General features: G+C 51.1%; 20 protein-coding genes. 14 read left to right on the top strand and 6 right to left on the bottom strand.

What is annotated here, in order from left to right:
• Positions 1-18 precede the first annotated feature (18 nt).
• Positions 19-501: a DUF456 domain-containing protein gene (locus JTN23_RS02560; RefSeq protein WP_247232144.1), complete on the bottom strand. Its 483-nt coding sequence runs from the start codon at positions 499-501 to the stop codon at positions 19-21.
• A 146-nt stretch (positions 502-647) separates the two neighbouring features.
• Here JTN23_RS02560 and JTN23_RS02555 point away from each other — a divergent pair, with 146 nt between their 5' ends.
• The 6 genes from JTN23_RS02555 to JTN23_RS02530 all read left to right on the top strand — a co-directional run bounded on the left by JTN23_RS02555 (position 648) and on the right by JTN23_RS02530 (position 5,531).
• Complete coding sequence (locus JTN23_RS02555) at positions 648-1,865, top strand: saccharopine dehydrogenase family protein (protein WP_247232143.1); 1,218 nt, start codon at positions 648-650, stop codon at positions 1,863-1,865.
• 105 nt (positions 1,866-1,970) lie between these two features.
• Positions 1,971-2,543 carry a pentapeptide repeat-containing protein gene (locus JTN23_RS02550; RefSeq protein ID WP_247232142.1) on the top strand — a complete coding sequence of 191 codons (573 nt, stop codon included), beginning with the start codon at positions 1,971-1,973 and terminating at the stop codon, positions 2,541-2,543.
• A 138-nt stretch (positions 2,544-2,681) separates the two neighbouring features.
• A complete protein-coding gene (locus tag JTN23_RS02545) occupies positions 2,682-3,524 on the top strand; it encodes an ABC transporter ATP-binding protein (protein WP_247232141.1) in 843 nt (280 codons plus the stop codon).
• Between the two features lie 121 nt (positions 3,525-3,645).
• The gene (locus JTN23_RS02540) at positions 3,646-4,431 is read left to right on the top strand and encodes a hypothetical protein (RefSeq protein WP_247232139.1); all 786 of its coding nucleotides are present in this window, start codon (positions 3,646-3,648) and stop codon (positions 4,429-4,431) included.
• 12 nt (positions 4,432-4,443) lie between these two features.
• The gene (locus JTN23_RS02535) at positions 4,444-4,824 is read left to right on the top strand and encodes a GntR family transcriptional regulator (RefSeq protein ID WP_247232137.1); all 381 of its coding nucleotides are present in this window, start codon (positions 4,444-4,446) and stop codon (positions 4,822-4,824) included.
• A gap of 11 nt (positions 4,825-4,835) precedes the next feature.
• Positions 4,836-5,531: a hypothetical protein gene (locus tag JTN23_RS02530; RefSeq protein ID WP_247232136.1), complete on the top strand. Its 696-nt coding sequence runs from the start codon at positions 4,836-4,838 to the stop codon at positions 5,529-5,531.
• Between the two features lie 114 nt (positions 5,532-5,645).
• Here JTN23_RS02530 and JTN23_RS26080 read toward each other — a convergent pair whose 3' ends face one another.
• The 3 genes from JTN23_RS26080 to JTN23_RS02515 form a co-directional block, all read right to left on the bottom strand.
• The gene (locus tag JTN23_RS26080) at positions 5,646-6,224 is read right to left on the bottom strand and encodes a YdeI/OmpD-associated family protein (RefSeq protein WP_247232135.1); all 579 of its coding nucleotides are present in this window, start codon (positions 6,222-6,224) and stop codon (positions 5,646-5,648) included.
• A gap of 253 nt (positions 6,225-6,477) precedes the next feature.
• Positions 6,478-7,752, bottom strand: coding sequence for a PQQ-dependent sugar dehydrogenase (locus tag JTN23_RS02520; RefSeq protein ID WP_247232134.1), 1,275 nt, complete (start codon positions 7,750-7,752; stop codon positions 6,478-6,480).
• A 102-nt stretch (positions 7,753-7,854) separates the two neighbouring features.
• Positions 7,855-10,545, bottom strand: coding sequence for an ATP-binding protein (locus tag JTN23_RS02515; RefSeq protein ID WP_409049422.1), 2,691 nt, complete (start codon positions 10,543-10,545; stop codon positions 7,855-7,857).
• A 350-nt stretch (positions 10,546-10,895) separates the two neighbouring features.
• On the opposite strand from JTN23_RS02515, the gene JTN23_RS02510 reads away from it, so the two are divergent.
• From JTN23_RS02510 to JTN23_RS02500, 3 genes are all read left to right on the top strand, one after another.
• Positions 10,896-11,771 (top strand): alpha/beta hydrolase, encoded by an 876-nt coding sequence (locus JTN23_RS02510; protein WP_247232131.1) that lies wholly within the window; start codon positions 10,896-10,898, stop codon positions 11,769-11,771.
• 62 nt (positions 11,772-11,833) lie between these two features.
• Positions 11,834-12,373 carry a C40 family peptidase gene (locus tag JTN23_RS02505; RefSeq protein WP_247232130.1) on the top strand — a complete coding sequence of 180 codons (540 nt, stop codon included), beginning with the start codon at positions 11,834-11,836 and terminating at the stop codon, positions 12,371-12,373.
• A gap of 126 nt (positions 12,374-12,499) precedes the next feature.
• Positions 12,500-14,341: a glycoside hydrolase family 2 protein gene (locus tag JTN23_RS02500; protein ID WP_247232129.1), complete on the top strand. Its 1,842-nt coding sequence runs from the start codon at positions 12,500-12,502 to the stop codon at positions 14,339-14,341.
• A 72-nt stretch (positions 14,342-14,413) separates the two neighbouring features.
• Here the strand turns inward: JTN23_RS02500 and JTN23_RS02495 are convergent, their stop codons facing one another.
• Complete coding sequence (locus JTN23_RS02495) at positions 14,414-15,058, bottom strand: 3-keto-disaccharide hydrolase (RefSeq protein ID WP_247232127.1); 645 nt, start codon at positions 15,056-15,058, stop codon at positions 14,414-14,416.
• A gap of 185 nt (positions 15,059-15,243) precedes the next feature.
• On the opposite strand from JTN23_RS02495, the gene JTN23_RS02490 reads away from it, so the two are divergent.
• The 5 genes from JTN23_RS02490 to JTN23_RS02470 all read left to right on the top strand — a co-directional run bounded on the left by JTN23_RS02490 (position 15,244) and on the right by JTN23_RS02470 (position 22,898).
• Positions 15,244-15,876, top strand: a complete 633-nt coding sequence (locus JTN23_RS02490) for a hypothetical protein (protein ID WP_247232126.1) — start codon at positions 15,244-15,246, stop codon at positions 15,874-15,876.
• Positions 15,877-15,977: 101 nt separating this feature from the next.
• A complete protein-coding gene (locus JTN23_RS02485) occupies positions 15,978-16,961 on the top strand; it encodes a glycoside hydrolase family 43 protein (RefSeq protein ID WP_247232335.1) in 984 nt (327 codons plus the stop codon).
• A gap of 65 nt (positions 16,962-17,026) precedes the next feature.
• Positions 17,027-18,304 carry a PQQ-dependent sugar dehydrogenase gene (locus JTN23_RS02480; RefSeq protein WP_247232125.1) on the top strand — a complete coding sequence of 426 codons (1,278 nt, stop codon included), beginning with the start codon at positions 17,027-17,029 and terminating at the stop codon, positions 18,302-18,304.
• Between the two features lie 226 nt (positions 18,305-18,530).
• Positions 18,531-21,560, top strand: coding sequence for an amidohydrolase family protein (locus JTN23_RS02475; RefSeq protein ID WP_247232124.1), 3,030 nt, complete (start codon positions 18,531-18,533; stop codon positions 21,558-21,560).
• Positions 21,561-21,587: 27 nt separating this feature from the next.
• Positions 21,588-22,898, top strand: coding sequence for an amidohydrolase family protein (locus JTN23_RS02470; RefSeq protein WP_247232122.1), 1,311 nt, complete (start codon positions 21,588-21,590; stop codon positions 22,896-22,898).
• A gap of 115 nt (positions 22,899-23,013) precedes the next feature.
• On the opposite strand, the gene JTN23_RS02465 is transcribed toward JTN23_RS02470, so the two are convergent.
• On the bottom strand, positions 23,014-23,853 hold the full coding sequence (locus tag JTN23_RS02465) for a CvfB family protein (protein WP_247232121.1): 840 nt from the start codon (positions 23,851-23,853) through the stop codon (positions 23,014-23,016).
• Positions 23,854-23,929 lie beyond the last annotated feature (76 nt).

The raw sequence follows: 23,929 nt of genomic DNA, 5'->3' as shown, positions 1-23,929 counted from the left end.
GATTGAATCTATAGCTGGTCAGAAGTATCTGACCAGCTCCACTACCGCATAGCCGATCATCACCAGGCAGAGCAGTACTTCCATTACCATTCCGGTCACAAAGCCCAGGAACGAACCCATAGCGGCCTTCATGGCTACGTGACGGGTAGAGCCACCGATCAGTTCCCCAACCAGTGCCCCCACAAAGGCTCCGATAAAGATTCCTAAGCCAGGAATCAGGAAAAATCCAATCACGAGTCCTAATGTAGCTCCAATGGCTCCGTAGCGGGTTCCCCCGAACTTCTTGGCCCCCCATATGGGAATAAGGTAGTCCAACACTACCATGACAGCGGTCAGCAGCCCCAATCCTATTAGCACTCCGGTACTGAATTCGGCGTAACTACTGAAATGCAGCAGCAGGAGTCCGCCAAAACTGAGCGATGGTCCCGGAGTAGGCAATACAGCTCCGGCCAGGCCGGCTACCAAACAAATCACTCCCAGAATGAGTAATATAGTATCCATGGTGTAAAGGTTTTTATTGAATTTGAAGTACTAAAAAAACCATGCGTCATTCTATCTTTGCGCCGCCAATAGGGAATAGCCTTCGGTCGGGCTGATAGCAAACCAGCCGTTTTCATTAAAAATTTCACTCATTCAATACTAAGATCATGTCCAAAGTACTCATTATAGGAGCCGGTGGAGTTGGAAGTGTGGTAGCACACAAGTGTGCCATGAACAGCCACGTGTTTACCAGTATCATGCTGGCCAGCCGTACTAAGTCCAAATGTGATAAAATAGCCGCCGAGATCAAAGAGATGCACGGCGTAGATATAGCCACCGCTCAGGTCGATGCCGACGTGGTAGCCGAAACGGTGATGCTGATCAAGCAGTTTCAGCCCGTGATGGTGATCAACGTGGCCCTGCCCTACCAGGACCTGGCCATTATGGATGCCTGTCTGGCTACGGGAGTTCACTACCTCGACACCGCCAACTACGAGCCCAAAGACGTAGCCAAGTTTGAGTACAGCTGGCAGTGGGCTTACCAGGACAAGTTCAAAGAGGCCGGTCTGATGGCGCTGCTGGGTTGTGGCTTTGATCCCGGCGTGACGCAGGTATTTACGGCCTACGCCGCCAAGCACCACTTCGACGAAATGCACTACCTCGACATCGTAGACTGTAACGCCGGTGACCACGGTAAAGCCTTCGCCACCAACTTCAACCCCGAAATCAATATCCGCGAGATTACCCAACCCGGTCGTTACTGGGAGAATGGTGAGTGGGTAGAGATTCCGGCCATGTCTATCCACAAGCCCATCGACTATCCCGGTATCGGCGAGAAAGAGAGCTACGTACTATACCACGAGGAACTGGAGTCGCTGGTGAAGCACTTCCCTACTCTGAAGCGGGCCCGCTTCTGGATGACCTTCGGACAGCAGTACATCACGCACCTCAACGTACTCCAGAACGTAGGTATGACCAGCATCCAACCTATTAAATTCCAGGGCATAGATATCGTACCTCTGGAGTTCCTGAAGGCGGTGCTGCCGGCTCCGGATACTCTGGGCGAAAACTACAAGGGCCAGACGTCAATTGGCTGCCAGATCAAAGGGATCAAGGATGGTGAGGAAAAGACCTACTTCGTGTGGAACAACTGCGACCACGCTGAAACCTACCGCGAGGTGCGTGGACAGGCGGTGAGCTACACCACCGGCGTACCCGCCATGATCGGTGCCATGCTGATGCTTACCAACTCTGAGTGGATGAAGCCCGGCGTATGGAACTGCGAGCAGCTCAACCCCGACCCATTCATGGAGTTGCTGAACCAGCACGGACTCCCCTGGCACGAGCGCGTTAATATCGAGCTCCCCCACGAGTACCCTGCTTAATGTCAGCGAATCATTACCATGGAGCCCCGGTTGTTACCGGGGCTTTTTGTATAGTTGTTTTTAGTAGACTGATACTGTCACTCCCTCACCTTAATACTTAGATTGATGAGTAAAGAATATACCGAAGGTCAAAGCTTCAAAAACGAGAATTATTCCGAAAAGGCCTTGCCCAAAGGGGAGTACGAAAACTGTACGTTTACCGGCTGCACCTTTGCCAATACCGACCTGTCCGGTTATCACTTCGTGGAGTGTGTATTTGAGAATTGTGACATGAGTATGGCCAAACTAAGGGGTACGGTGTTCAAGGATGTACTCTTCAAAGGTTGTAAGTTGCTGGGGCTGCACTTCAATGACTGCAATGGCTTTATCATTACCTTCCGGTTTGAAAGCTGCCTGCTCAACTTCTCTTCCTTCTACAGACTGAAGCTCAAGAGTATCCGCTTCACCGATTGCCGGCTTGAAGAGGTAGATTTTGTTGAGGCTGATCTGACCAATGCCGCCTTCCTCAACTGTGACCTCAACCGGGCCGTTTTCAGAAGTACTATTCTGGAAGGCGCCGACTTCCGCTCTGCTTATAACTTCTCTATTGACCCCGAAGCCAACCGGATCAGCAAATCCCGCTTCGCGCTACATAGCGTGGCAGGACTTCTGGATAAGTACAAGATTACGATTGAGTAGCACACTACCTGTTTCATTTTCCTCCCTACAAATTTTAAAAATAATTCTGCCTATTTGGGTGATTAGGGTTGCTAATCTAAAACCTTTCATTATATTTACAGTGTACTATTGTACTAGAACACTGTAAATACATTTCCTATGATCAGGTTTGACCACGTTTCGTTTGGGTACAGCAAGCAAAACCTACTTTTTGAGAATCTATCTATGGAGCTCCTGCCCGGACAAATCTATGGGCTGCTGGGTAAAAACGGGGCCGGCAAGTCGAGTCTGCTGCGAACGATGGCCGGTTTGCTTTTTCCACTTGGTGGGGACATCTCTGTAAATGGTCACAAACCCGAAGACCGCCAACCGGCTTTTTTGCAGGATATATTTTTCATTCCGGAGGAGATTTACCTGCCCGCTGTAACTATTGACCGGTACATTGCCACTTACGCTCCCTTTTACCCTGGCTTTGACGAGCGGCAATTCCATTTCTACATTAACAATTTTGATATTCCCCAAAAAAATAAATTGACCGGGATGTCGTACGGACAAAAGAAGAAAGTACTAACGGCTTTTGCTTTGGCTACTAATACGAAGGTACTTCTTATGGATGAACCGACTAACGGGCTGGATATTCCTTCCAAAAGCCAATTCCGCCGGATTGTATCGTCGGCTTTGACACCTGATCGGTTGTTCGTAATATCTACCCACCAGGTACGGGACCTTGATAATCTGATTGATAGTATTCTGATTCTGGAAAATAGCGAACTGGTCGTCCAGCACAGTTTGACGGTTGTTGCGGAACGATTACACTTCGGTAATCAGGTAGATATTGGTGACGATGAGCTAGTGATTTATTCTGAACCTTCGTTGCGCGGATACAAGGTTATTGCCGAAAACGCCCAATGTGAAGAGAGCCGTGTGGACCTGGAACAACTGTTCAATGCGGCGGTTCTTAACCCCAATCGTATCAAAGACGTTTTCAGGCAACAGGTTTAAAACCATACTGGCTGCTACTCCTGGTCCTGAAAGTGCTGTTTCTACCAAGTATTCAATCCTGCCTGATTCCCTTACTTTAAACTCTTTTGCTCACAGTCTTAACAGTGGTAATCCAAATACTATGAATCAGAATTTTAGCATTAAACGGTTTCGGCTTCTGGTGAAGCTGGAAATTGCCGAGAGAGGCAGAAACTACGTTTTGATGGGAAGTTTACTGGTGGGACTGATGCTGGTGTTGATGCTTCCAATGACGATCAATAAGGGATATAGCGGCCTGCTCAATCTGCTACATCCGCTGGCCCTGTTTATGGTACTGCTTTTTGGGGGGAGCCTGTACACCAGCCAGGCTTTTATGCATTATGGTTCTCCCTCTACCGGCATCGCGGCCCTGATGATACCGGCATCCCGGCTCGAAAAGTACCTCTGCGCCCTGCTGATCAACCTCCTGTTTGTTGTGCCTTTCCTGCTGCTATTTCTATTTTTACACAGTTGGGCTGTTGACTACGCCAACCAGGGTTTATCCGCTGACTCCTATAAATATTCAAGAATACCCCGGGACCCGCTTATGTATTTCGCTATACTATATTTGCTTATCCAGGGAACGGTCATGCTGGGTTCTCTCTATTTTGCCCGGCTTTCCTACGTCAAAACAGCCGCAGCTTTCTTTATCAGCTTTGTGGTGATAACCTTTCTTTCCATGCTGATGGCGTTTGTATTTACAGACTTTCCAACCAAGGTAGTTGCCTTTCCTTTTTCAAGTTGGCGGATTTGGTTTGGGATGGCTGGGACAGTCTATTTTGTAGAGTATCCCCGGGAGGTTCAGTACCTGGTGTATCTCTTTCCATTTATCCTCCTGCTGGGGCTGTGGTATACTACCTATGTCCGACTGACGGAGAAGGAGATTTAATTGTAATGATGTATGGAATTTAAAGATAAACAATCTATTTACCTCCAAATCGCTGACTATATCTGTGAGCAGATTGTGCTGGGGCAATGGCCCCCGGGAGAACGGATTCTGTCAGTCAGGGATTTGGCAGCTTCACTGGAAGTAAATCCAAATACGGTAATGCGTGCCTTTGAATTTTTACAGACCAAAGGTATCATTATGAACAAGCGGGGCATTGGGTACTTTACAGCTGAAAATGCTCCTGAGCTTATTCTGGCTTTCCGACGGGAGCGTTTTCTGGAGACCGAACTTCCCGAATTATTAAAGACGATGTACCTATTGAATATAAGCATGGAAGAGCTGCAAAAGAGATACAACCTATTTATAGCCGAAGAATTTCCAGTTAAAGCTTAATCTCTGACTCTATGAAAACCAGCAATAAACTACTCCTGGGCCTCCTTGCCTTTGCCATTCTGTTCCTGATAGGTACCAGCTTCTCCCTTAAAGCGGAGTTTAGTAAAATCGACAAGAACGATTCTTTCTACGGGTACCTTCATGATACGCTTACTCCTTTCCGGTACGTAAAGCTAGATGGGAAACAATTCGGTGTGGCTCAGATTCAGCCGGGTAAGACTTTTGAAATCAGGAGGATTGACCTGAGCAACTCAGTGGACCATGCCAAGGTAAGCTGGACCATGGTGGGTGATACGTTGGTTGTCCGTTACGAACGGGAGGACTTTGAATCACCATTTAATGGAAGGGATATTTTTACGGAAAGGCCGCATCTTTACATACTGGCGCCTGCTTTGGAAGGAATTAGTTCAAACGGGATTGTCAGCAAAGTTACCGGATGGCCGGGAGGTACTTTTAGAATCAGGCAAACCGGGCGGGAAATGATGCTGGCAGATAATAAGTTTGACACCGTGTCTGTTGAAAATCAGGCCGGAGCCACGGTGATCATCAAAGGTACCAATCAACTTGGTGCTACGTCGGTTCTGATCAGGGACTCAAGTAGTGTAGTAGTAGAAAAGGACATTTTTACCTCTCTGCAACTCACTATGGATAGCACGGCGCACATCAGCCTGCCGGGAAGTTTGATCAGGAAGCAGTTAAACTTGTGATAAGGTTGGGGCTGATATTTTACAAAAAATATGTACTTGAGTTTATTATAAACAGCAAAGAGCCCAGCGGGTATACTGGACTCTTTGTCGTTTGTAATAAGATTCTTTCTTTGGTCAAAACTGCTTAGGCTTCTGTTTCTGGCAGGCCAATTCAGCTACTACGTTGATTCGGTTTTGTCGGGTCTCCAGTCGTTTGGCCAGGGCGATCCACTGCAGAATGCTTTTGCGGGCCGACTTGCTCAAGCTTAGAAAGTAGTCTTCTGATCCTGGATATGCTCTGAATGCCTGAGTCAGGTCATCGGGTACCTTCAGCTCTTCTACCTCGTCCAGCATTGCCCACGAACCGTTCTGCTTTGCAATGGCTATGCTTTCGTAGCCAGCCGGGGTCATCAATCCTGCCTCCATCAATCGCGGAACCTTTTCCTTATTGACTTTTGACCAGCCACTTTTCGGTTTTCGTCTGCAGAAAAACTGCAAGAACCTCTCATCGTCAATAGTTCTCCGTGTGCTGTCAATCCAGCCAAAACACAGTGCTTCGTCCACTGCCTCACTCCACGAGAGGGTGGGCTGCCCGGACTTCGCTTTGAAGAAAATAAGCCAAACCGATTGCTTTGACCTATGATTTTCATACAGCCACTGTCTCCAGTCGTGCCGGCTTGCGGGGCAGAAGGTTTCCAGGTCCTTGCTTTGCATTACTAGTTCACTACTCATGGCAACTAAAATAAGGCTTACACAAAAAGTAGGCAGCCAGCGCGAGTAAGGTACAAAGCGGGGAAAGGTGTGTCAGTTGACCAATCATGTTGTAGCTGTTTAAGATGAACACTACAAATCTAGATCGGTCAACTGACAGCCCTATGTCAGGAGTACTCCAGGAACTAGAAGTTATTTTTAAATAACCCTGTACAGTTTTATGAAGTGGTACTACCTGACCTTACAATGGTTTTAACTACTTGTTATAGGCAATCCGGTAGATAGTACCGTTCATATCGTCAGATACATACAGTGAACCATCGGGTCCCTGAGCCAGGCCGCAGGGGCGGTGCTGTACAGGACCGCTGGGCTTTGCCAGGTCTATACCCGCGAAGTTGTCGGCGAATACTTCCCAGGGGCCCGAAGGCTTTCCGTTTTTGAAAGGTACAAAGGCTACAAAGTACCCCTGCTTAAGCTCGGAGTTCTGACCGTGGAAGGCTACGAAAGCACCATCCTTATACTTGGCCGGGAACATATCACCGGTGTAGAACAAGAGGCCGTTAGGACCCAGGTGAGCCGGGAAGCCTACTACGGGGTTAATGGCATTTTTACCACCGGTCTTTTTGCCATCTCCACCGTACTCAGGAGCCAGCATTTTCTTCTTCTGGATATGGTCGTAGTAGATGTACGGCCAGCCCGCATCGTCTCCTTCGTGCAGCTCGTACATGGCTTCGGAAGGAAGGATGGCGCTATGCTTAGGTGTATAGTACTGCGGATAAAAATCGTGGAACTGCCCCCGGCCGTGGTGCAACACAAACAAGGAGTTGGTCTTCCGGTTCCAGTCCAGGCCTACGGTATTCTTCAGACCTGTAGCGAAGCGTACCCCATCTTTCTGAGTCTGGTTCTTTACATCCGCTTTGAAGCGCCAGATACCACCAACTGTATCCAGCAGGGTACAGGGCATCATACCCTTACCGGTACCCTCTTCGCGGCAGGCGTCGTTTGAGGAGCCGATGTTCACGTAGATGTTGCCTTTGTCATCCAGCGCAATGGACTTGGAGTTATCACGACCGGTATCTACCATACCCGTTACAATGGTCTCGGGCTGATCCGGATTGATGATCTCTTCCTTTTCGTTGAGCTTGTAGCGGTATATGGCACTGTTGGAGGTAGCATACAGGTACCCATCCTTGATGTAGATACCCGTGCCTTTGTAGTCGCCAAAGCTGGTTACCTGCTCGGGTACCCCATCCTTGTTGGCATCGCGCAGGCGGTATATACCCTTGCCATCCTTGAGTTTTGATAGTTTCACATACAGATCCCCGCTTTTAGACACTACCATATGCCGTGCTCCCAGCAGGTCCTCGGCCACGATGGTGGTTGTAAAGCCCTGGGGTACTTTGATGGAGGTAGCTAGTTTGGGAGTATCATCCGTACGTTTGGGCTGGGGTACTTCGCCGGTAAAAGCCAATAAAGAGCTGATGCCTGCCACGGCGGCAGTCATACAGACAGGACGTATAAACTTTTGCATGTAAAGGATTTGTAAATAAAAAGAGTAACAGACTTATTTTCAAAGCCAGACCGGAGCAACATTTACTTACCTGCCTGGCTTATAAAATGTACGTATCCCGGTTTATAGAGGTAACAATAGCCGGAAAGTAGCTCCTTCGTTGGGTCGGCCTTCGGCCATCAGGTACCCTTTGTGGTTCTCAATGACCTTCTGTACAATAGCCAGTCCTATACCCGTTCCCGGATATTCTGACCGCCCGTGGAGCCGCTGAAATACCTGGAAGATCCGCTCAGTGTACCTGGGGTCAAAGCCAATGCCATTATCTCTGATCTCGATCTGGGCGAAGGACTTATGTGCATCGGTGGACGAAATGGTGCCTTCCAGGGTACGTCCGACTACCTTCTTATACGAAATCCGGATACGGGGCTGACGCTCCTGACTGGCGAATTTGAGCGAATTGCTAAGCAGGTTCTGGAAGAGCTGCCTTAGCTGCGTGAGTTCACCCATTATGACAGGCAGCTCCCCGACCTGCACATCGGCGTTCTTTTCCTGAATAGTGGTCTCGAAATCGGCGAGCAGGTCATTGAGCAGGCGGTTCAGATCCACCGTCTGCGTTCTGGATTTATTGGACGAGATGCGTGAGTAGGTCAGCAGGTCGGTGATCAGTGTCTGCATGCGGTCGGCCGACCTCTGCATCCTGAGGATGAGATCTACCCCACTTTCATCCAGCGAGGCGGCATGTTTTTTCTGCAGGATTCCCCCGAAAGCCTGTATCTTACGCAGGGGCTCCTGAAGGTCATGGGAGGCCACATAGGCAAACTTTTCGAGGTTGTCGTTCGACTTGCGCAGATCCTCCACCAGCGCCTCAGCCTGTAACTGTACCTGCTTAAGCCGGGTGTAGTTGGTACCCGTAACCAGGAGATACCGGTTGATTCGGGAAGCCTTTACATCCACCCAGTCATCAAAGCCGTCGTTGTGGTAGTGAAATTCAAAGTGACGCCCCTCCCCCGTCAGATACACCTCCTTATAGGCATCGAAGAGCCCATTGGTCAGGTACCCGGGTATCCACTGGCTCAGTCGGGTATCGATGATGTCGGCGCGTTGCTGCCCCAGCGCACTGGCGTACGACTGGTTAGCGGTCTTGAAACGGAAATCTATCAATTCGTCGTTATCATACACAGGACTAAGCAGGCCCACCGAGATCTGAACGGTATCGATAATGGTCTGCAGTCGTTCCTCCGATTCTTTTATATGCTGTTCGTTTTGCTTGACATCGGTAACATTACAGAAGGAAACAATCAGCCCATCCTCATGCCTCGCAGCAGCCAGGTTGATCCAGGCCCTGTTCCTCCCTTTGTAGGTATATACAAATTCTCCCTGTATAAAGGGGGTAAAGTAAACAACCTGCTGGAATGCCCCGAAGAAGGCTGTCTGGCGGTAGCCGGGCAGTAAAGTACTCAGAGGTTTCCCTATGGCCTCCTCCGGTGCAATACCTGCCTGCCGCAACGAAGCTTTATTCACTACCTTTACCACAAAGTCCGTAACAGCTCCCCGGCTATCGTACACCGGCTGCAAATGCGCAATGCCGGACGGGATCAGGTCAAGTACATTCTGGATAAAGCTATTCTGCTCTCCTACGGTACGCAGGGCCTCCCGGGTTTCGGTGGTGTCAGTAAACGACAGGAGCAGGCTATCGTTGAGGCGACTGGCCCGGATCTGATACCACCTGCTCTCTTCGTGCCGGTTCAGCGGGCCCAGTACCTCGTCCTGTAACGGTGTACCCGTATGTACTACTTCGCACAACACTTCGAAGGCAGTACCTCCTACGGATGAGACGGCTATTTTGCGGAGGTCGGGGAAGAGCCCCAGCAGCGTGGATCGGGTCAGGTGTTCGGCGGTATAGCCAGTGATAGCCGAAGCAGCCTCGTTGGCCTGGCTAATCTGGAAATCCACCAGTTCGCCCTGCGCCGTCCGTACCGGTACGCAAACAAGCATGGCACTTAGTGAGCCTTCAAGTACCTCCTGCGCTACTGTTGTATCAGCCGACACGGCTTTTGGTAATGGCTCCACCCCGATGAAAGTGGTGATGAGGGTATCTTCGTCACGCCGGGAAATATTTACCTTGTGCCATCCCCCACGGGCGGGTATTTCTATATTGCCTACGTAGGATTCGCCGGTTTGGGCCACCTTTTTGTAGAGGTTACGAAGTACGTCTGAATCCAGTACAGGCTGCCAGGGATTGACAGCTACGGCTTCCCGGACTTCAATTGCATCATTTCTGCCAGTACTGTGCCACTCCTGTTCCAAAGGCTCAAATTCCTGAGGCTGACCTTCGGCGTCTCTCACTACTCTAAATACCAGCAGCTTTTGCGGAGGTATAGCATCAGCCCAGGCAAGGGGTGCCTGCTGCGCAGTGGCCGTTGGTTCCGTACGTGTAGCCGGTAAGGGATGGGCTTCGGTAGCCATCATCAGGACTCCCTCGATAGCGCCGTTGGCACCCGGAAGCGGCTGGAAGGTCAACCGAAAGCTGACGGCCGGTATATCGTCGCGCTGGCTGGAGGGCAACTGGTAATCCACGACCAGCGACTGCCCCGAATCGAGTACCTGCGTTACATAGGGCTCAAAGAGACTGTTGATGTGGGAGCTTACGGGTTGATAGGGATTCGGCCCTGAGTCTGACCGTTCCTCAAAGAATTCCTTATATTTCTCATTCGCAAATTCTACCTGACGATCAGTTGCCCTAAAGACAGCCATCGCCGCGGGAGCTTGCCTGAATATGTCATAAAACCTATTGAAAGAGGGTCCCACAACCATAATAAAATCTGTTACTGTATATGCATGTACACTACTATGTAATCACCCCTCCGGCGGGAGCTCCTGCTCAAAATCCGGCTGGACTTTTACTTCCCGTCACTTTGCACCTCAGTCAGTGTGCACACCGAAGAAACAACCAATTGTAAAGCTACTTTTGTTATAGTGAACTTCCACAGATTTTCTGACAAATGGTCCAAATCTTACTATAAAAGTATAGTTCTTCCCTGATTGCGGCTCTTATAAAGGATACGCATATAGTACAAGCATTAGATTACTCTCACAATGTACTTAATTAAACTGTGGATTAATTATTTCATACTCTAACCTGATACAACTCTAGTATTTTATTTATGAACCTGCGCCTGCTCTTCCTGCTTTTCGTCCTGGTTTCCTCTCCGCTTTTTGCCCAGCAAAGCACTGTATTTGATAATCTTGGCCTGCAAAGTACTATTCTAAAAAAAGAAAAGAAATTTGGCCTGTACCTGCCGGCCGGCTACGAAACATCCAACCGACGCTACCCGGTAGTATACCTGCTGCATGGCGGTGGCGACGACCAGACGGGCTGGATCCAGTTTGGGGAGATGCAGCGCATAGTGGATAAGGGCATTCAGGAAGGTACTATTGCGCCCATGATCATTGTGATGCCCGATGCCGAAATGACCTACTACCTCAACAACCGCGAGGGCAAGTACCAGTTTGAAGACTTCTTCATCAAAGAACTCATCCCTCACATCGAGAAGAACTACCGCTGCCTGCCCCGAAAAGAATACCGGGCGGTGGCGGGCCTGTCGATGGGTGGCTTCGGGTCGCTGCTGTACGCCCTGCACCACCCGGATATGTTTGCGGCCTGTGCGGCCATGAGTGCCGCCGTGCGTACCGACGAGGAGATAAACGCCCTTACACATCCGGAATTTCTGAGAAGGTACCGTACGGCATTGGGCGAGGTGAAGGAGGGCGAAAAACGCATCTCTGACTACTGGAATCAGAACAGTATCCTGTACCTGATGCAGCAGTTGCCGGAGGAGCGTAAGAAGGATGTACGGTTTTATCTGGACTGCGGCGACGACGACTTCTTGTACAAAGGCAATGCTACATTGCACATTTTAATGAGAGACAGGAACGTTCCGCACGAATATAGGGTTAGGAATGGTGGACATACCTGGGAATACTGGCGTACCGGACTACCTGATGCGCTGGCATTTATCAGTCAGAGTTTTCACCGGTGACCTTTTGTCGCCCCTAAAACCTCCCGTTACCTCTTCCCCGGAGGAGGTAACCCATACATGCTATGAAGTACTTAATCTGGATTGTGGCAATGGGACTTTGGACTGGATGCAATCAGCAGACAGTAGATACCCAACAGGAAGTGAACACAAGTACTAGCGGCCGTGACTTGGTACCCGATGCAACGGCCGGGCGACCCGGATCTGGTGAAGCCGATCCGGAAGAAGTAGTTGATTACGCCAAGCTATTCTACGGAGTACCCTATAAGTTTGGCTCGTCCAACCCCGAAGCGGGCTTCGACTGCTCGGGCTTTATCAACTATGTTTATAATCATTTCGGGATTGAAGTACCCCGCTCATCAGTCGATTTCACCGACGAAGGTACCCCCGTACAGCTAGCCAGAGCTATTCCCGGTGACCTTATCCTCTTTACGGGCACCGACCCCACTACCCGCACCGTAGGACATATAGGAATCATAGTCAAAAATGACGCATCCGGGCTTGAATTCATTCATTCGTCCTCCGGCAAGCAGGCTTCCGTCACCATCACTCCCATGAGTGACTACTACCAGGAGCGGTTTGTGAAGGTAATACGTATACTCTGAAGTAGAGTAACTGGCAGAAGACCTCACTTACAAAATAAATAAAACAAAACCCGGCTTTAATCCGTAGTTGGAAGTGGAAAGCGAGTAGTACACGTATCAACAAATACAATTAATAAAGAAGATTGTATGGATTTACAGCATCCCAATTTTGGCATTACCGAAGTAGTAGAAGAGGCCCAGGTTAGTGAGAAGTTTATCAATCCGTTGCCCAGGGCTGTATTACGTCCCAACACGTACATCCTGCTGGATGGAGAATGGCGCTTTGCTCTGGACAACGATGATCGTGGTCTGAATGAGGGCTGGCACCTGGGACACCAGTACGATCATACCGCCCAGTGGCCCGGGTCGGTGGAAGATCACCTGATCCAGGCGAAGGGACTTCAGAAAGACTCTCCCACCTGGCACGACAAGGTAGTGGTGTGGTACGAGCGGGAGTTTCCGCTTCCCAAGCGCGACAAGAGCCTGTGCCACTCCATGTTTCAGCTGACATTTGGTGCCTGTGGGTACGAAACCCGCGTCTGGCTGAACGGACGACCGCTTACGACCGTTGAGGGCGAAGAGGTCCACTTCGGAGAATATACCTCTTTTTCGTACGAGCTTAATGAAGAGTACCTCCAGCCGGTCAACCGCCTGACGGTGCGTATCGCCGACTCCATGGATGCCGACCTCCCCCGGGGAAAACAGGAATCACACGTGTATAAGCGGGGTGGCATCTGGTACCAGACCTATACCGGCGCCGTGCGTAGTGTATGGCTGGAAGCCGTGGAGCGCAATCGTCTGCGTTCGCGCGTGGGAGTAGTCAGTCATGTAGAGGACTCTCTGGTACGCTTTAATCTTACCACGCGTATTCATGATCCGGGGCAGTATACCCTCCGGCTGAATGTCTACGATCGTAATCAGTCATCGGGAGACCCCATTGCTACTTCGGACTACCCGCTCAGGCTGGAAGCCGGTCAGAAAATGCAGCGTGTAGTAATGGAGGTACCTGATGCCAAGCTATGGAGCCCCGAAAGCCCCGTGCTGTACCGGCTGGTGGCACAACTTATCGACTCTGAGGGATACGCCGCCGAGATAGAAGCCCACTTTGGCCTACGCAAGATCGAAGCCCGGGGACGCTATATATACCTGAATAACAAGCCCATTTACCTGGACGGCATCCTGTACCAGCCGGGTACGGCTACCTACGAGGAGATGAAGCTGCACATGCACGCCATGAAGGAGCTGGGCTGTAATCTGGTGCGGGTACATATAGCCGGGGTAGACCCCCGCATATACAACCTGGCCGATGAGTTGGGCCTGTTGCTATGGGTAGAGGTACCCAGCCCACACAGTAGTACCCAAAAGAGCCGGGAAAACCACCGGGCGGAGCTGTTCCGGATGCTTGACCTGCTCGAGACTAACCCGTCGGTAGTGATATGGAGCCTTTACAATGAGGACTGGGGCGCCCAGGATATTGCTACCAATCCCGAAACCCGCAAGTACATCATTGACATGTACCACTACATGCATATTGCCTACCCGCAGTTTCTGGTCGTGGACAACGATGGCTGGCAGCATATCTCGTATCTGGGACGTCTGAAATCGGACTTGCTGACGGTACATATTTACACGCCTGAGCTGGAGCGCTGGCGCGAAGTACTGGATAAGCTTATCAGTGGTGAGACCGAAGGCGTAGCTGCCTTCCCGCTGGTGGTAGGTGACCCGTTCTTTTACCGTAAGCAAATACCCATTGTTGTCAGCGAATGGGGAGGCTTTGGCTTTGTTGACTACGGTGGTCCCAAAAACCTGGAAGACCGGGCTGAGCGTATCCGTCAGTTTAAGAAGGAGCTCCGGGACCGACCCATTGCGGGCGATATTTATACCCAGGCTACCAACATCGAAGACGAGCGCAACGGACTCATTGATCCCCATACGGGCGAGCTGTTTGTACCGGCTGGTATACTGGCCTCACCCAAGGATGAGGAGTAGGGTTGGGTACTGTATCAAACGACAAAGCCCCGGCAGGTCCGGGGCTTTGTCGTTTGATGGTTATGCTAGGGCCTACTCGGGCAGAGGCCGCACCATGATGTCTTTGAAGTACACCACGCTCTTGGGATCGTGGCCCTGCAGGGCGAATGTCCCCTTATCAAGTAGCTTTTTCTCATTGCCCTTAGTACGCTCCACTCCCTCGGGTTCAGTATACTCAACAACCGTTTTATCGTTGATTTTGACAGTTATCTTTTTGCCCTGAACAATAATATGTTCGGTATACCATTCATTGTCTTTTACGTATACCTCCTTTACATCATCAAATGCATACAGGGAGCCGGTACGACGCCAGTCGGTATGGGAATTGTTTACCTGTATCTCATACCCTTTGGCTGGCCAGCCGTCTTCCTGATAATCTGTATGAATAAAAATACCGGAGTTGGAGCCCGGGGTAGTCATGACCTGAGCCTTGAATTCAAAGTTTTTGAAAGAATGGTTATTGACAGGTCCTTCGTAAAACAGGTGTGCCCGCGGGCCAGCCACGACTATAGCACCATCCTTGACGCTGAAAGTACTGCTATTGGCACCTACCTTCCACCCGTTCAGGGATTTTCCGTCAAATAGTGAAATCCAGCCATCTTTTTGTTTTTTTTGTGCAAATGATACACTGGCTGCCAGTAACAGCATCAGTACAGCCTGATACAAGGTTCTTTTCATGGGGGTAAGGGTATTGTTAGTAGTTTGGTTTGAGTACCTTTAAGGCATAGTGCCCGCCAGCTGTATAAAAACACAAGCTTATAGAAAAGCTACTGTTTAGGCAGGCAGAAATTTAGTATCCACTACCGAACGGGCACTTTGGATAGGTAGGTAATGGTTTAGATAAGCCGCCAAGATTAGCTTTTATGATTACAGAAGTAGAAAAGAAATCATCAGCCCCAGCCCGATTGACCACCCCGAGCGGTTGGCTGTCCATAGTTGGGGGGGTACTGTACAACGCGCGCTGGATTTGGGAACTGTCGGAAGGCCGGGTCAAGCATATGGGCTATCCCCCTACCCCAGCTACGCAGTACTTCTTCCTGGTGCAATTGCTTTTTCTGGTTGTTCTGATCAGCCTGTACCGGCACTTCCGTGACGTCAGGACTATACGCTATGGACTCCTTATCGCTTCCGTCGGTCTGGTATGGGACAGCCTGATCCGCCTGCTTGAATCTATTGAGCTATCAGCCCCCTGGGACCTATATAGCTACCCCGGTCTGGCTGCTTTCCTGACAGGAACCTTAGTGACCGGACTGGCGCTGAATAGGATACCACCGGTACGGTCTCAGGGTGTTATGCTTCTCTGGATCGGGGTACTGCACACGCTGGCGGGCCTGGCATCGGTACTGCTCTATTACCAATTAGGGGGTGGCCTGGCTGCCAATCAGATATCTTCCCTCGCCAGTAATTTTTTACTGATAGCCGAAGGCATGGGCTGGATCTACCTGGGCATTTTTCTAGTACGCGGCTATAAGCCACTCCAGCATACCAAGTTATAGCCTCACTACATTTTACTTAGCCATAAAGCATTAACCTGTACTTCTAACAAATGAAAAAAACACTTACCTGTACCCTGCTTACCTTAGCTCTTGCTGCCCCGATGGCTCACAGCCAGTCCCAGCCCAAAAAAGCATCCGCTCCCAGAAAGAGCAGCGAAGCAACTACTTCGGGCAATCCTATATTTCCCGGCTGGTACGCCGACCCGGAAGGCATCATCTTTGGCAACCGGTACTGGATCTACCCTACCTACTCGGCACCTTACAATGAGCAGGTACATATGGACGCCTTCTCCTCAACCGACCTTATCAACTGGACCAAGCACAACCGGATCATTGATACCACCAGCATCAAGTGGGCTAAGCGGGCTATGTGGGCTCCGGCCATCATCGAAAAAGACAGAAAGTACTACTTGTTTTTCGGAGCGAATGATATCCAGAGCAACAACGAACTGGGCGGTATAGGCGTAGCCGTGGCGGATAATCCGGCGGGTCCTTTCAAAGACCACCTGGGCAAGCCACTAATTGACAAGTTTCACAACGGAGCGCAGCCCATCGATCAGTTTGTATTCAAAGATAAAGACGGACAGTACTATATGATGTACGGCGGCTGGCGCCACTGCAACATCGCCAAGCTGAACAATGACTTTACCGGCTTCGTACCTTTTGAAGACGGTACTACGTTCAAAGAGATTACCCCCGAAGGCTACGTAGAGGGACCGTTTATGTTCATGCGGAATGGTAAGTACTACTTCATGTGGTCAGAAGGCGGCTGGACCGGCCCCAACTACTCGGTAGCCTACGCCATCGCGGACTCGCCATTCGGTCCCTTCCAGCGTATAGATAAGATCCTGCAGCAGGATCCTAAGATTGCTACCGGAGCGGGTCACCACTCGGTTATACAAGTACCCGGGAAGGACCAATGGTACATCGTCTACCACCGCCGTCCCCTTACCGAAACCGATGCCAATCACCGCGTTACCTGCATGGACGTAATGACCTTTGACAGCAATGGTCACATCAACCCGGTAATCATTACAAACGAGGGTGTAAAGAAGCAGACGTTGAAGCAAGCTTCCACAAAATAGTGAACAATACTGTGCGGAGTGGGTTAGTAAATAAGTATTGAATTATTAAACTAATCCACAAAGACATGAAAATCAGACACGTAACGGTTGCCTCTTTTTGCGCTCTGCTGAGCCTTGCGGGTTGTAGTAACAAGGAAGAGAAGAAAGAAAAAGAGGAAGCGGCTGCCAGCGGTCCCACTGTGGTACAGACAGCCGTAGACACCCTTACACTGCCCGCTCCTTACGCCACGGAGTCAGTAACAAATGAGTCCAAGCTGGTTGGCTGGTCAGATGGTGAGGCCCCTAAAGCACCGGCTGGTTTTGTAGTAACCAAATTTGCTGATAATCTCAAAAATCCCCGTTGGTCCTACGTGGCTCCCAACGGGGATATTTTTGTGGTAGAGTCGGATGACAAAGGCAAAAGTGCCAACCGCATTACGCTGCTTCGCGACCAGAACAAGGACGGCAAGCCCGACCTGCGGCAGGTGTTCATAGAAGACCTTAGCCAACCTTTCGGCATGCTGGTGCTTAACAATTACTTCTACGTAGCCAACACCGACGGAATAACCCGGTACCCTTACAAGCCTGGTCAGACCAAACTGGAAGGAAAAGGGCAAAAGATCATGGAACTGCCGGCTGGTGGCTATAACCACCACTGGACCCGCAATATCATAGCCAGTCCCGATGGAACTAAGATCTACGTATCGGTAGGATCGGCCAGTAATGTGGGCGAGTACGGGATGGATGAAGAAAAACGGCGGGCATGTATCCTCCAGATCAATCTGGATGGCAGCAACGAGAAGATTTACGCCAGCGGCTTACGCAACCCCGTCGGTATGGACTGGGCACCCGGTACCAATGTACTCTGGACCTCAGTCAACGAACGCGACGAACTGGGCGATGACCTGGTCCCTGACTACCTGACCAGCGTGAAGGAGGGGGGCTTTTACGGCTGGCCCTACTCCTACTTCGGTAAGCACGTAGATCCCCGCCGAAAGGGCGAGCGACCTGACCTGGTAGCGAAGGCGATAGTACCGGAGGTACCACTGGGTTCGCATACGTCTTCACTGGGACTTGCTTTCTATGACAAAGACAAGTTCCCGGCTAAGTACCGCAACGGTGCCTTTATTGGTCAGCATGGCTCCTGGAACCGCTCCGAACTGTCCGGCTACAAAGTACTGTTTGTGCCTTTCAAGAATGGCAAGCCATCGGGTAAGCCCGAAGACTTCCTGACCGGATTCGTAGAAGACCTTGAGGAAGATCGGGTTCATGGCCGCCCTGCCGGGGTTACGGTACTACCGGATGGATCGCTTTTGGTCAACGACGACAAAGGAAATACCCTCTGGCGCGTCAGCACCCAGTAATAGGTTTAGATCTAGATACACAAAGAAGGCTATTCCTACGGAAGTAGCCTTCTTTGTTGTTAGAGCGCTCCCTACTAACTATTACGAATATTTCAAGAAAAAGCTTCCTTACCTAGAGTTTGTTGGGCACAGCATAGCTACACCTCCGTTTTCTCCACAATATGTTTGTATTTTAGTAAAATTATTACGCTACTAACAAGTAATCTTAACCAAACCCAAGCACTTCATGAGAAAACTGGTATGGACGTTGGCGGCATGGCTAACTTTCGGGACTCTTAGCTATGCGCAGCAAACGTTCCCCCGCAATGGTGCCTACGATGAGCGTTCGGGGCGATATGCCTTTACCAACGCTACCATTGTCGTAGACCCGCAAACTACGCTGCAGAAAGGAACACTTCTGATCGAAAATGGCCTGATCAAAGAGGTAGGTACCAATGTAAAAGTACCCGCCGGTACGGTAGTTACCGACCTGAAAGGCAAGTACATCTACCCCTCGTTGCTGGATCTGGAGTCAGACTACGGGATGCCCGAGGTAAAGAAGGCGCGTCAGTCGTTCCGCTCGGCGCCCCAGCTCGAATCCAACAAGAAGGGAGCCTACGGCTGGAACCAGGCCATTCAGCCCGAAAGCGAAGCGGCTACCCTGTTTACCGTAGATACCAAGAGGGCCGACGAGCTTCGTAAGATTGGCTTCGGTACCGTTCTTACCCACCACCACGATGGCATTGTACGGGGAAGTGGTGCTCTGGTAGCCCTCACCAACGAATCAGCCAACCAGGCACTACTCCGTGGTGCAGCCTCCGCTCACTACTCGCTGGATAAAGGCAGCTCCACCCAAAACTACCCCAACTCCCTGATGGGTGCTGTGGCCCTGCTCCGCCAGACCTACTACGATGCCGACTGGTTTGCCAAAGGCGGAAGCAATCAGGAAAACAACCTGTCCCTGAAGGCATTTGGTCAGCTCAAGGGCCTGCCCGCCTTCTTCGAAACTACTGACAAGCTGGGCGTACTGCGTGCCGATAAGATCGGGGATGAGTTTGGAGTACAGTATATCATCAGGAGCGGCGGTGACGAGTACCAGCGCATTGATGAAATCAAAGCCACCGGTGCTACGCTTATAGTACCGCTGGCCTTCCCGGATGCGTTTGACGTAAATGACCCCTGGGATGCGGATGCCGTAACCCTGGCCGAACTTAAGCATTGGGAACTGGCCCCCGGCAATCCCGCGGCTCTCGCCAGGGCCAATGTACCTTTCACGCTGACTACCTCCGGCCTGAGAAACAAAGCTGACTTCTGGACCCGCGTACGTACCGCCGTTGAGTTCGGACTACCCAAGGAGAAAGCCTTGGAAGCCCTCACCACACTACCCGCTCGCCTCATCAAAGCCGAGAACCAGGTAGGTGCTCTGAAAAAAGGCATGCTGGCCAACTTCCTGATTACCTCCGATGACTTGTTCAAAAACGGCAGTGAGATTTATGAAAACTGGGTACAAGGCAAGGCGTATATCATTAAGGAGATGAACGCTCCCGACCTGCGCGGTACCTACGACCTCAGCTTTGCCGGCAAGCCGGGTGGGAAGCTGAAAGTAACGGGTACCCCATCGAAGCCTGAGTACCAGTTGGTGCTGAACGACTCCGTGACCATTACGCCGAAGGTAAGCCTGACCAACCAGCTGATGACTGTCACGTACCAGCCCGATAAGAAAAATCCCGGTACGGTGCGTCTGACGGGCTGGTTGTCGGCGCGTGAACTACAGGGGGAAGGTACCCTACCTGACGGGATGCCTATGAACTGGAAAGCGACGCTGGCCGAAGCCTATACCGAACCGGTTGCCAAGACCGACACTACCGTACGCAAGCCCAAAGAACTGGGTAAGCTAATCTATCCGTTTGCCGGATTCGGGAACGAGTCAAAGCCAAAGGCGGAGACGATCCTGGTAAAGAATGCCACCGTCTGGACCAACGAAGCCGATGGTATCCTGCAGAATGCAGATGTACTGATCCAGAATGGTAAGATTGCCCGCGTCGGCAAAGGTCTGACCGCTCCGGCGGGTGCCCGCACCATTGATGGTACCGGCAAGCACCTGACCAACGGGATCATCGACGAGCACTCGCACATAGCGCTCTTTGCCGTGAACGAAGGCTCTCAGACCAGCTCGGCCGAAGTACGCATGAGCGACGTCATCAACTCCGAAGATGTCAACATCTACCGCCAGCTGGCCGGTGGCGTGACTACCTCACAACTCCTGCACGGATCGGCCAACGCCATCGGCGGACAGAGCGCCGTGATCAAGCTAAAATGGGGAGCTACTCCTACCGAAATGTGGTTGCCCGAGGCGAAGTACATCAAGTTTGCGCTGGGTGAAAACGTAAAACAGGCCAACTGGGGGGATGTAGCCCGGGTACGCTTCCCGCAAACACGCATGGGGGTAGAGCAGGTGTACTATGACCACTTCATCCGGGCCAAAGAGTACACCAAAGCCTGGCAGGAGTACAATGCCCTCAAGAACAAGTCGGGCGTAACACCTCCCCGCCGTGATCTGGAGCTGGACGCGCTGGCCGAAATCCTCAAGAACGAGCGCTTTATTACCTGCCACTCGTACGTACAGTCAGAGATCAACATGCTGCTGCACGTAGCCGACTCGCTGGGCTTCAAAGTGAATACCCTGACCCACATTCTGGAAGGCTATAAGCTGGCCGATAAGATGGCCGAGCGCGGTGTGGGAGGATCTACCTTTGCCGACTGGTGGGCGTACAAGATGGAGGTGGAAGAAGCAATCCCCTACAACGCAGCCCTCATGAGCCGCGAAGGAGTAACGGTAGCCATCAACTCCGACGACGCCGAAATGGCCCGCCGCCTCAACCAGGAAGCAGCCAAAACCGTAGAGTTCGGAGGTATATCTGAGATCGAAGCCTGGAAAATGGTGACTCTCAACCCTGCTAAGCTCCTGCACCTCGACAACCGGATGGGTAGTATCAAGGCTGGTAAAGATGCAGATCTGGTACTCTGGAACAACCACCCGCTTTCCATCTATGCGCGTCCTGACTTCACCATGATCGAAGGTACTATCTACTTTGACTACCAGGAAGATCAGAAGAAGCAGGAAGCCATTGCGAAGGAAAAGGCTCGCCTGATCCAGAAGTCCATGGAAGCCAAAGCCGGTGGTGCATCCACCCAGGCTCCGCAGACCCGCCGTACGCGTATGTGGCACTGCGAAGATGTGGTAGGTATCCATGCGGAGCACGGCGAAAAAGAGTAAGCTAATTTCCAGATGAAAACATCAACTATGAAAAAGATATTTTTAGCCCTGCTGGCACTCGTTCCGCTGTCCATGCAGGCCCAGAACCCGGCACCGGCCAATCCGCAGTCGAAGCCCATTGCGCTGACGGGCGCTACCATCCACGTGGGCAACGGTCAGGTGATCGAAAACGGAATCATTGTATTTGATAAAGGTGTCATTACCGCCGTAGGCGGCTCCGCCACTACCTTCGACCGCAACGCTACCGAGGTAGTTAACGTAGCCGGCAAGCACATCTTCCCCGGTCTGATCGCTATGGGTACTACCGTGGGTCTGCAGGAAGTGGCCTCGGTACGCGCTACCCTCGACTATCAGGAAGTAGGCGATATCAACCCGCACGTACGGGCGCTGATTGCCTATAACACCGACTCCGAGATCATCCCCACCATCCGTAACACGGGGGTACTGATGGCTCAGGCCGTCCCCCAGGGTGGTATGGTTTCGGGTTCGTCATCAGTATTCAACACAGACGGCTGGAACTGGGAGGATGCTGTACTGCGCAAGGATGATGGGATCTGGGTCAACTGGCCCGCTTTCCTGGCCCGTAGCTTCAGCCAGGAAGATTTCTCTATCACCATCAAGCGCAACGAGAAGCGTCAGGAAATAATCAACGAGCTACGCCGACACCTGGTGGAAGCCAAAGCCTACGCCGAAGAAAAGGCTCCTTCACCCATGAACCTGCGCCTGGCCGCCATGAAAGGCCTGTTTGACGGAAGTACCAACCTGTACGTGCGGGCCGGTTACGCCAAGGACATCGTTGAATCTATCCGGTTTGCTCAGGACCTGGGAGTGAAGAAGGTGGTGATTGTGGGCGGAGACGAAGCCTATAAAGTAGCCACTTACCTCAAGGACAACAACGTGCCGGTAGTACTGGATCCAATTCACCGTTTGCCTACCCGCGCCGACGATGACGTATACCTGCCTTACGAGCAGCCCGGACGTCTGCACAAGGCTGGCGTGAAGGTAGCCCTCAGCTACAACGACGAATGGTGGCGCACCCGTAACCTGGCCTTCCTGGCGGGTACTGCGGCCGGCTTCGGTGAGATCAACAAAGAAGAAGCCCTGCAGCTGATCACACTGATACCCGCTCAGATCATGGGGGTCGACAAGCAGGTAGGTTCCCTCGAAAAAGGTAAACTGGCAACGCTGGTCGTTGCCAAAGGCGATATTCTGGATATGCGTACCAATGTAGTAGAGCTAGCCTATATCAAAGGCGCCCAGATAAACCTGGACGACAAGCACAAGCGCCTGTACCAGAAGTACAAGGACAAGTACGGGCAGGATGATTTGGGCAAATAGCTTAGCGCTTTAAGCTGTACGCTCTATGCTATAAGCAAAAAGGGAGATGCACTGCGGTGCATCTCCCTTTTTAATGTCTTCCATCTGACTTAATACTATATACTTGTAGAAAGTATCAATCCTCCGAAATCAGGCGGATACCCTGGTCCTGGATCTGGATCATACCCTGTTTATAAAGTCCTCCGATGGCTTTTTTGAATGTTTTTTTGCTCATTTCCAGCCGGCGCTTTATCTCCTCCGGCGAGCTATTGTCCGACAGGTTCAGAAAGCCCCCCTCCTTCTTGAGTACATCCAGGATACGCTGGGCATTGGGTTCAACACTCTCGTACCCCTGCTTTTCCAGGCTGATATCCAGCTTATTTTCTTCACGGACGCGCTTCACGTACGCTTTCATCTGATCGCCGATGTTCACCTGTCTGAACAGCTCATTCTCATAGATGAGCCCCTTGTGGAAGTGGTTCACAATGACATTGTAGCCCAAGTCAGTACGTTCCCAGATGATAATATCTACCTCATCCCCTTCGTCTACGATCAGGCGGCTGTTGTCCAGGAACTTACCAATCTTAGCCGAAGCCGACAGGCGGTTGGTCTTGCGGTCGAGGTACAGGTACACCAGGTACCACTCACCTACCCGCATCTCACCGTTCTGCTCCCGAAAAGGGACGAAGAGGTCTTTTTCAAGCCCCCAGTCCAGAAAAGCCCCATACTCATTGACATCCTTTACCTGTAGGTAGGCAAACTCATTACGGACCACCTTGGGTGTCTCGGTGGTAGCGACCGGACGATCTTCCGAATCTTTATATACAAATACCCTGACGTCTTCGTCTACCTCCATGTCGTCGGTGACGTACTTGTTGGGCAGTAGTACTTCTTCCCCCTCCACATCACCCAGAAACAGCCCAACGCTGGTCCGGCGCAATACGGTAAGGGTGTTATATTTTCCTATAAACAGCATATTCCATCTAACATTGATTGGCTACAAAGATAGCCTACTATTCTTGTAAATAGTCGTGTGGTACTACCAGATGCAT

The sequence above is a fragment of the Telluribacter roseus genome (assembly GCF_017355915.2).
Lineage (GTDB): Bacteria > Bacteroidota > Bacteroidia > Cytophagales > Spirosomataceae > Telluribacter.
The sequence above is the reverse complement of the archived record's forward strand: the minus strand, read 5'-3'. Positions and strand labels throughout refer to the sequence as shown.

Bases quoted from the DNA above. Each gene is read 5' to 3' on its own strand.
- JTN23_RS02555 (WP_247232143.1), top strand. From the start codon at position 648: ATGTCCAAAGTACTCATTATAGGAGCCGGTGGAGTTGGAAGTGTGGTA.
- JTN23_RS02535 (WP_247232137.1), top strand. From the start codon at position 4,444: ATGGAATTTAAAGATAAACAATCTATTTACCTCCAAATCGCTGACTAT.
- JTN23_RS02550 (WP_247232142.1), top strand. From the start codon at position 1,971: ATGAGTAAAGAATATACCGAAGGTCAAAGCTTCAAAAACGAGAATTAT.
- JTN23_RS02540 (WP_247232139.1), top strand. From the start codon at position 3,646: ATGAATCAGAATTTTAGCATTAAACGGTTTCGGCTTCTGGTGAAGCTG.
- JTN23_RS02475 (WP_247232124.1), top strand. From the start codon at position 18,531: ATGAGAAAACTGGTATGGACGTTGGCGGCATGGCTAACTTTCGGGACT.
- JTN23_RS02510 (WP_247232131.1), top strand. From the start codon at position 10,896: ATGAACCTGCGCCTGCTCTTCCTGCTTTTCGTCCTGGTTTCCTCTCCG.
- JTN23_RS02560 (WP_247232144.1), bottom strand. From the start codon at position 501: ATGGATACTATATTACTCATTCTGGGAGTGATTTGTTTGGTAGCCGGC.
- JTN23_RS02485 (WP_247232335.1), top strand. From the start codon at position 15,978: ATGGCTCACAGCCAGTCCCAGCCCAAAAAAGCATCCGCTCCCAGAAAG.
- JTN23_RS02530 (WP_247232136.1), top strand. From the start codon at position 4,836: ATGAAAACCAGCAATAAACTACTCCTGGGCCTCCTTGCCTTTGCCATT.
- JTN23_RS02520 (WP_247232134.1), bottom strand. From the start codon at position 7,752: ATGCAAAAGTTTATACGTCCTGTCTGTATGACTGCCGCCGTGGCAGGC.
- JTN23_RS02505 (WP_247232130.1), top strand. From the start codon at position 11,834: ATGAAGTACTTAATCTGGATTGTGGCAATGGGACTTTGGACTGGATGC.
- JTN23_RS02465 (WP_247232121.1), bottom strand. From the start codon at position 23,853: ATGCTGTTTATAGGAAAATATAACACCCTTACCGTATTGCGCCGGACC.
- JTN23_RS26080 (WP_247232135.1), bottom strand. From the start codon at position 6,224: ATGCAAAGCAAGGACCTGGAAACCTTCTGCCCCGCAAGCCGGCACGAC.
- JTN23_RS02500 (WP_247232129.1), top strand. From the start codon at position 12,500: ATGGATTTACAGCATCCCAATTTTGGCATTACCGAAGTAGTAGAAGAG.
- JTN23_RS02480 (WP_247232125.1), top strand. From the start codon at position 17,027: ATGAAAATCAGACACGTAACGGTTGCCTCTTTTTGCGCTCTGCTGAGC.
- JTN23_RS02515 (WP_409049422.1), bottom strand. From the start codon at position 10,545: ATGGTTGTGGGACCCTCTTTCAATAGGTTTTATGACATATTCAGGCAA.
- JTN23_RS02495 (WP_247232127.1), bottom strand. From the start codon at position 15,058: ATGAAAAGAACCTTGTATCAGGCTGTACTGATGCTGTTACTGGCAGCC.
- JTN23_RS02490 (WP_247232126.1), top strand. From the start codon at position 15,244: ATGATTACAGAAGTAGAAAAGAAATCATCAGCCCCAGCCCGATTGACC.
- JTN23_RS02470 (WP_247232122.1), top strand. From the start codon at position 21,588: ATGAAAAAGATATTTTTAGCCCTGCTGGCACTCGTTCCGCTGTCCATG.
- JTN23_RS02545 (WP_247232141.1), top strand. From the start codon at position 2,682: ATGATCAGGTTTGACCACGTTTCGTTTGGGTACAGCAAGCAAAACCTA.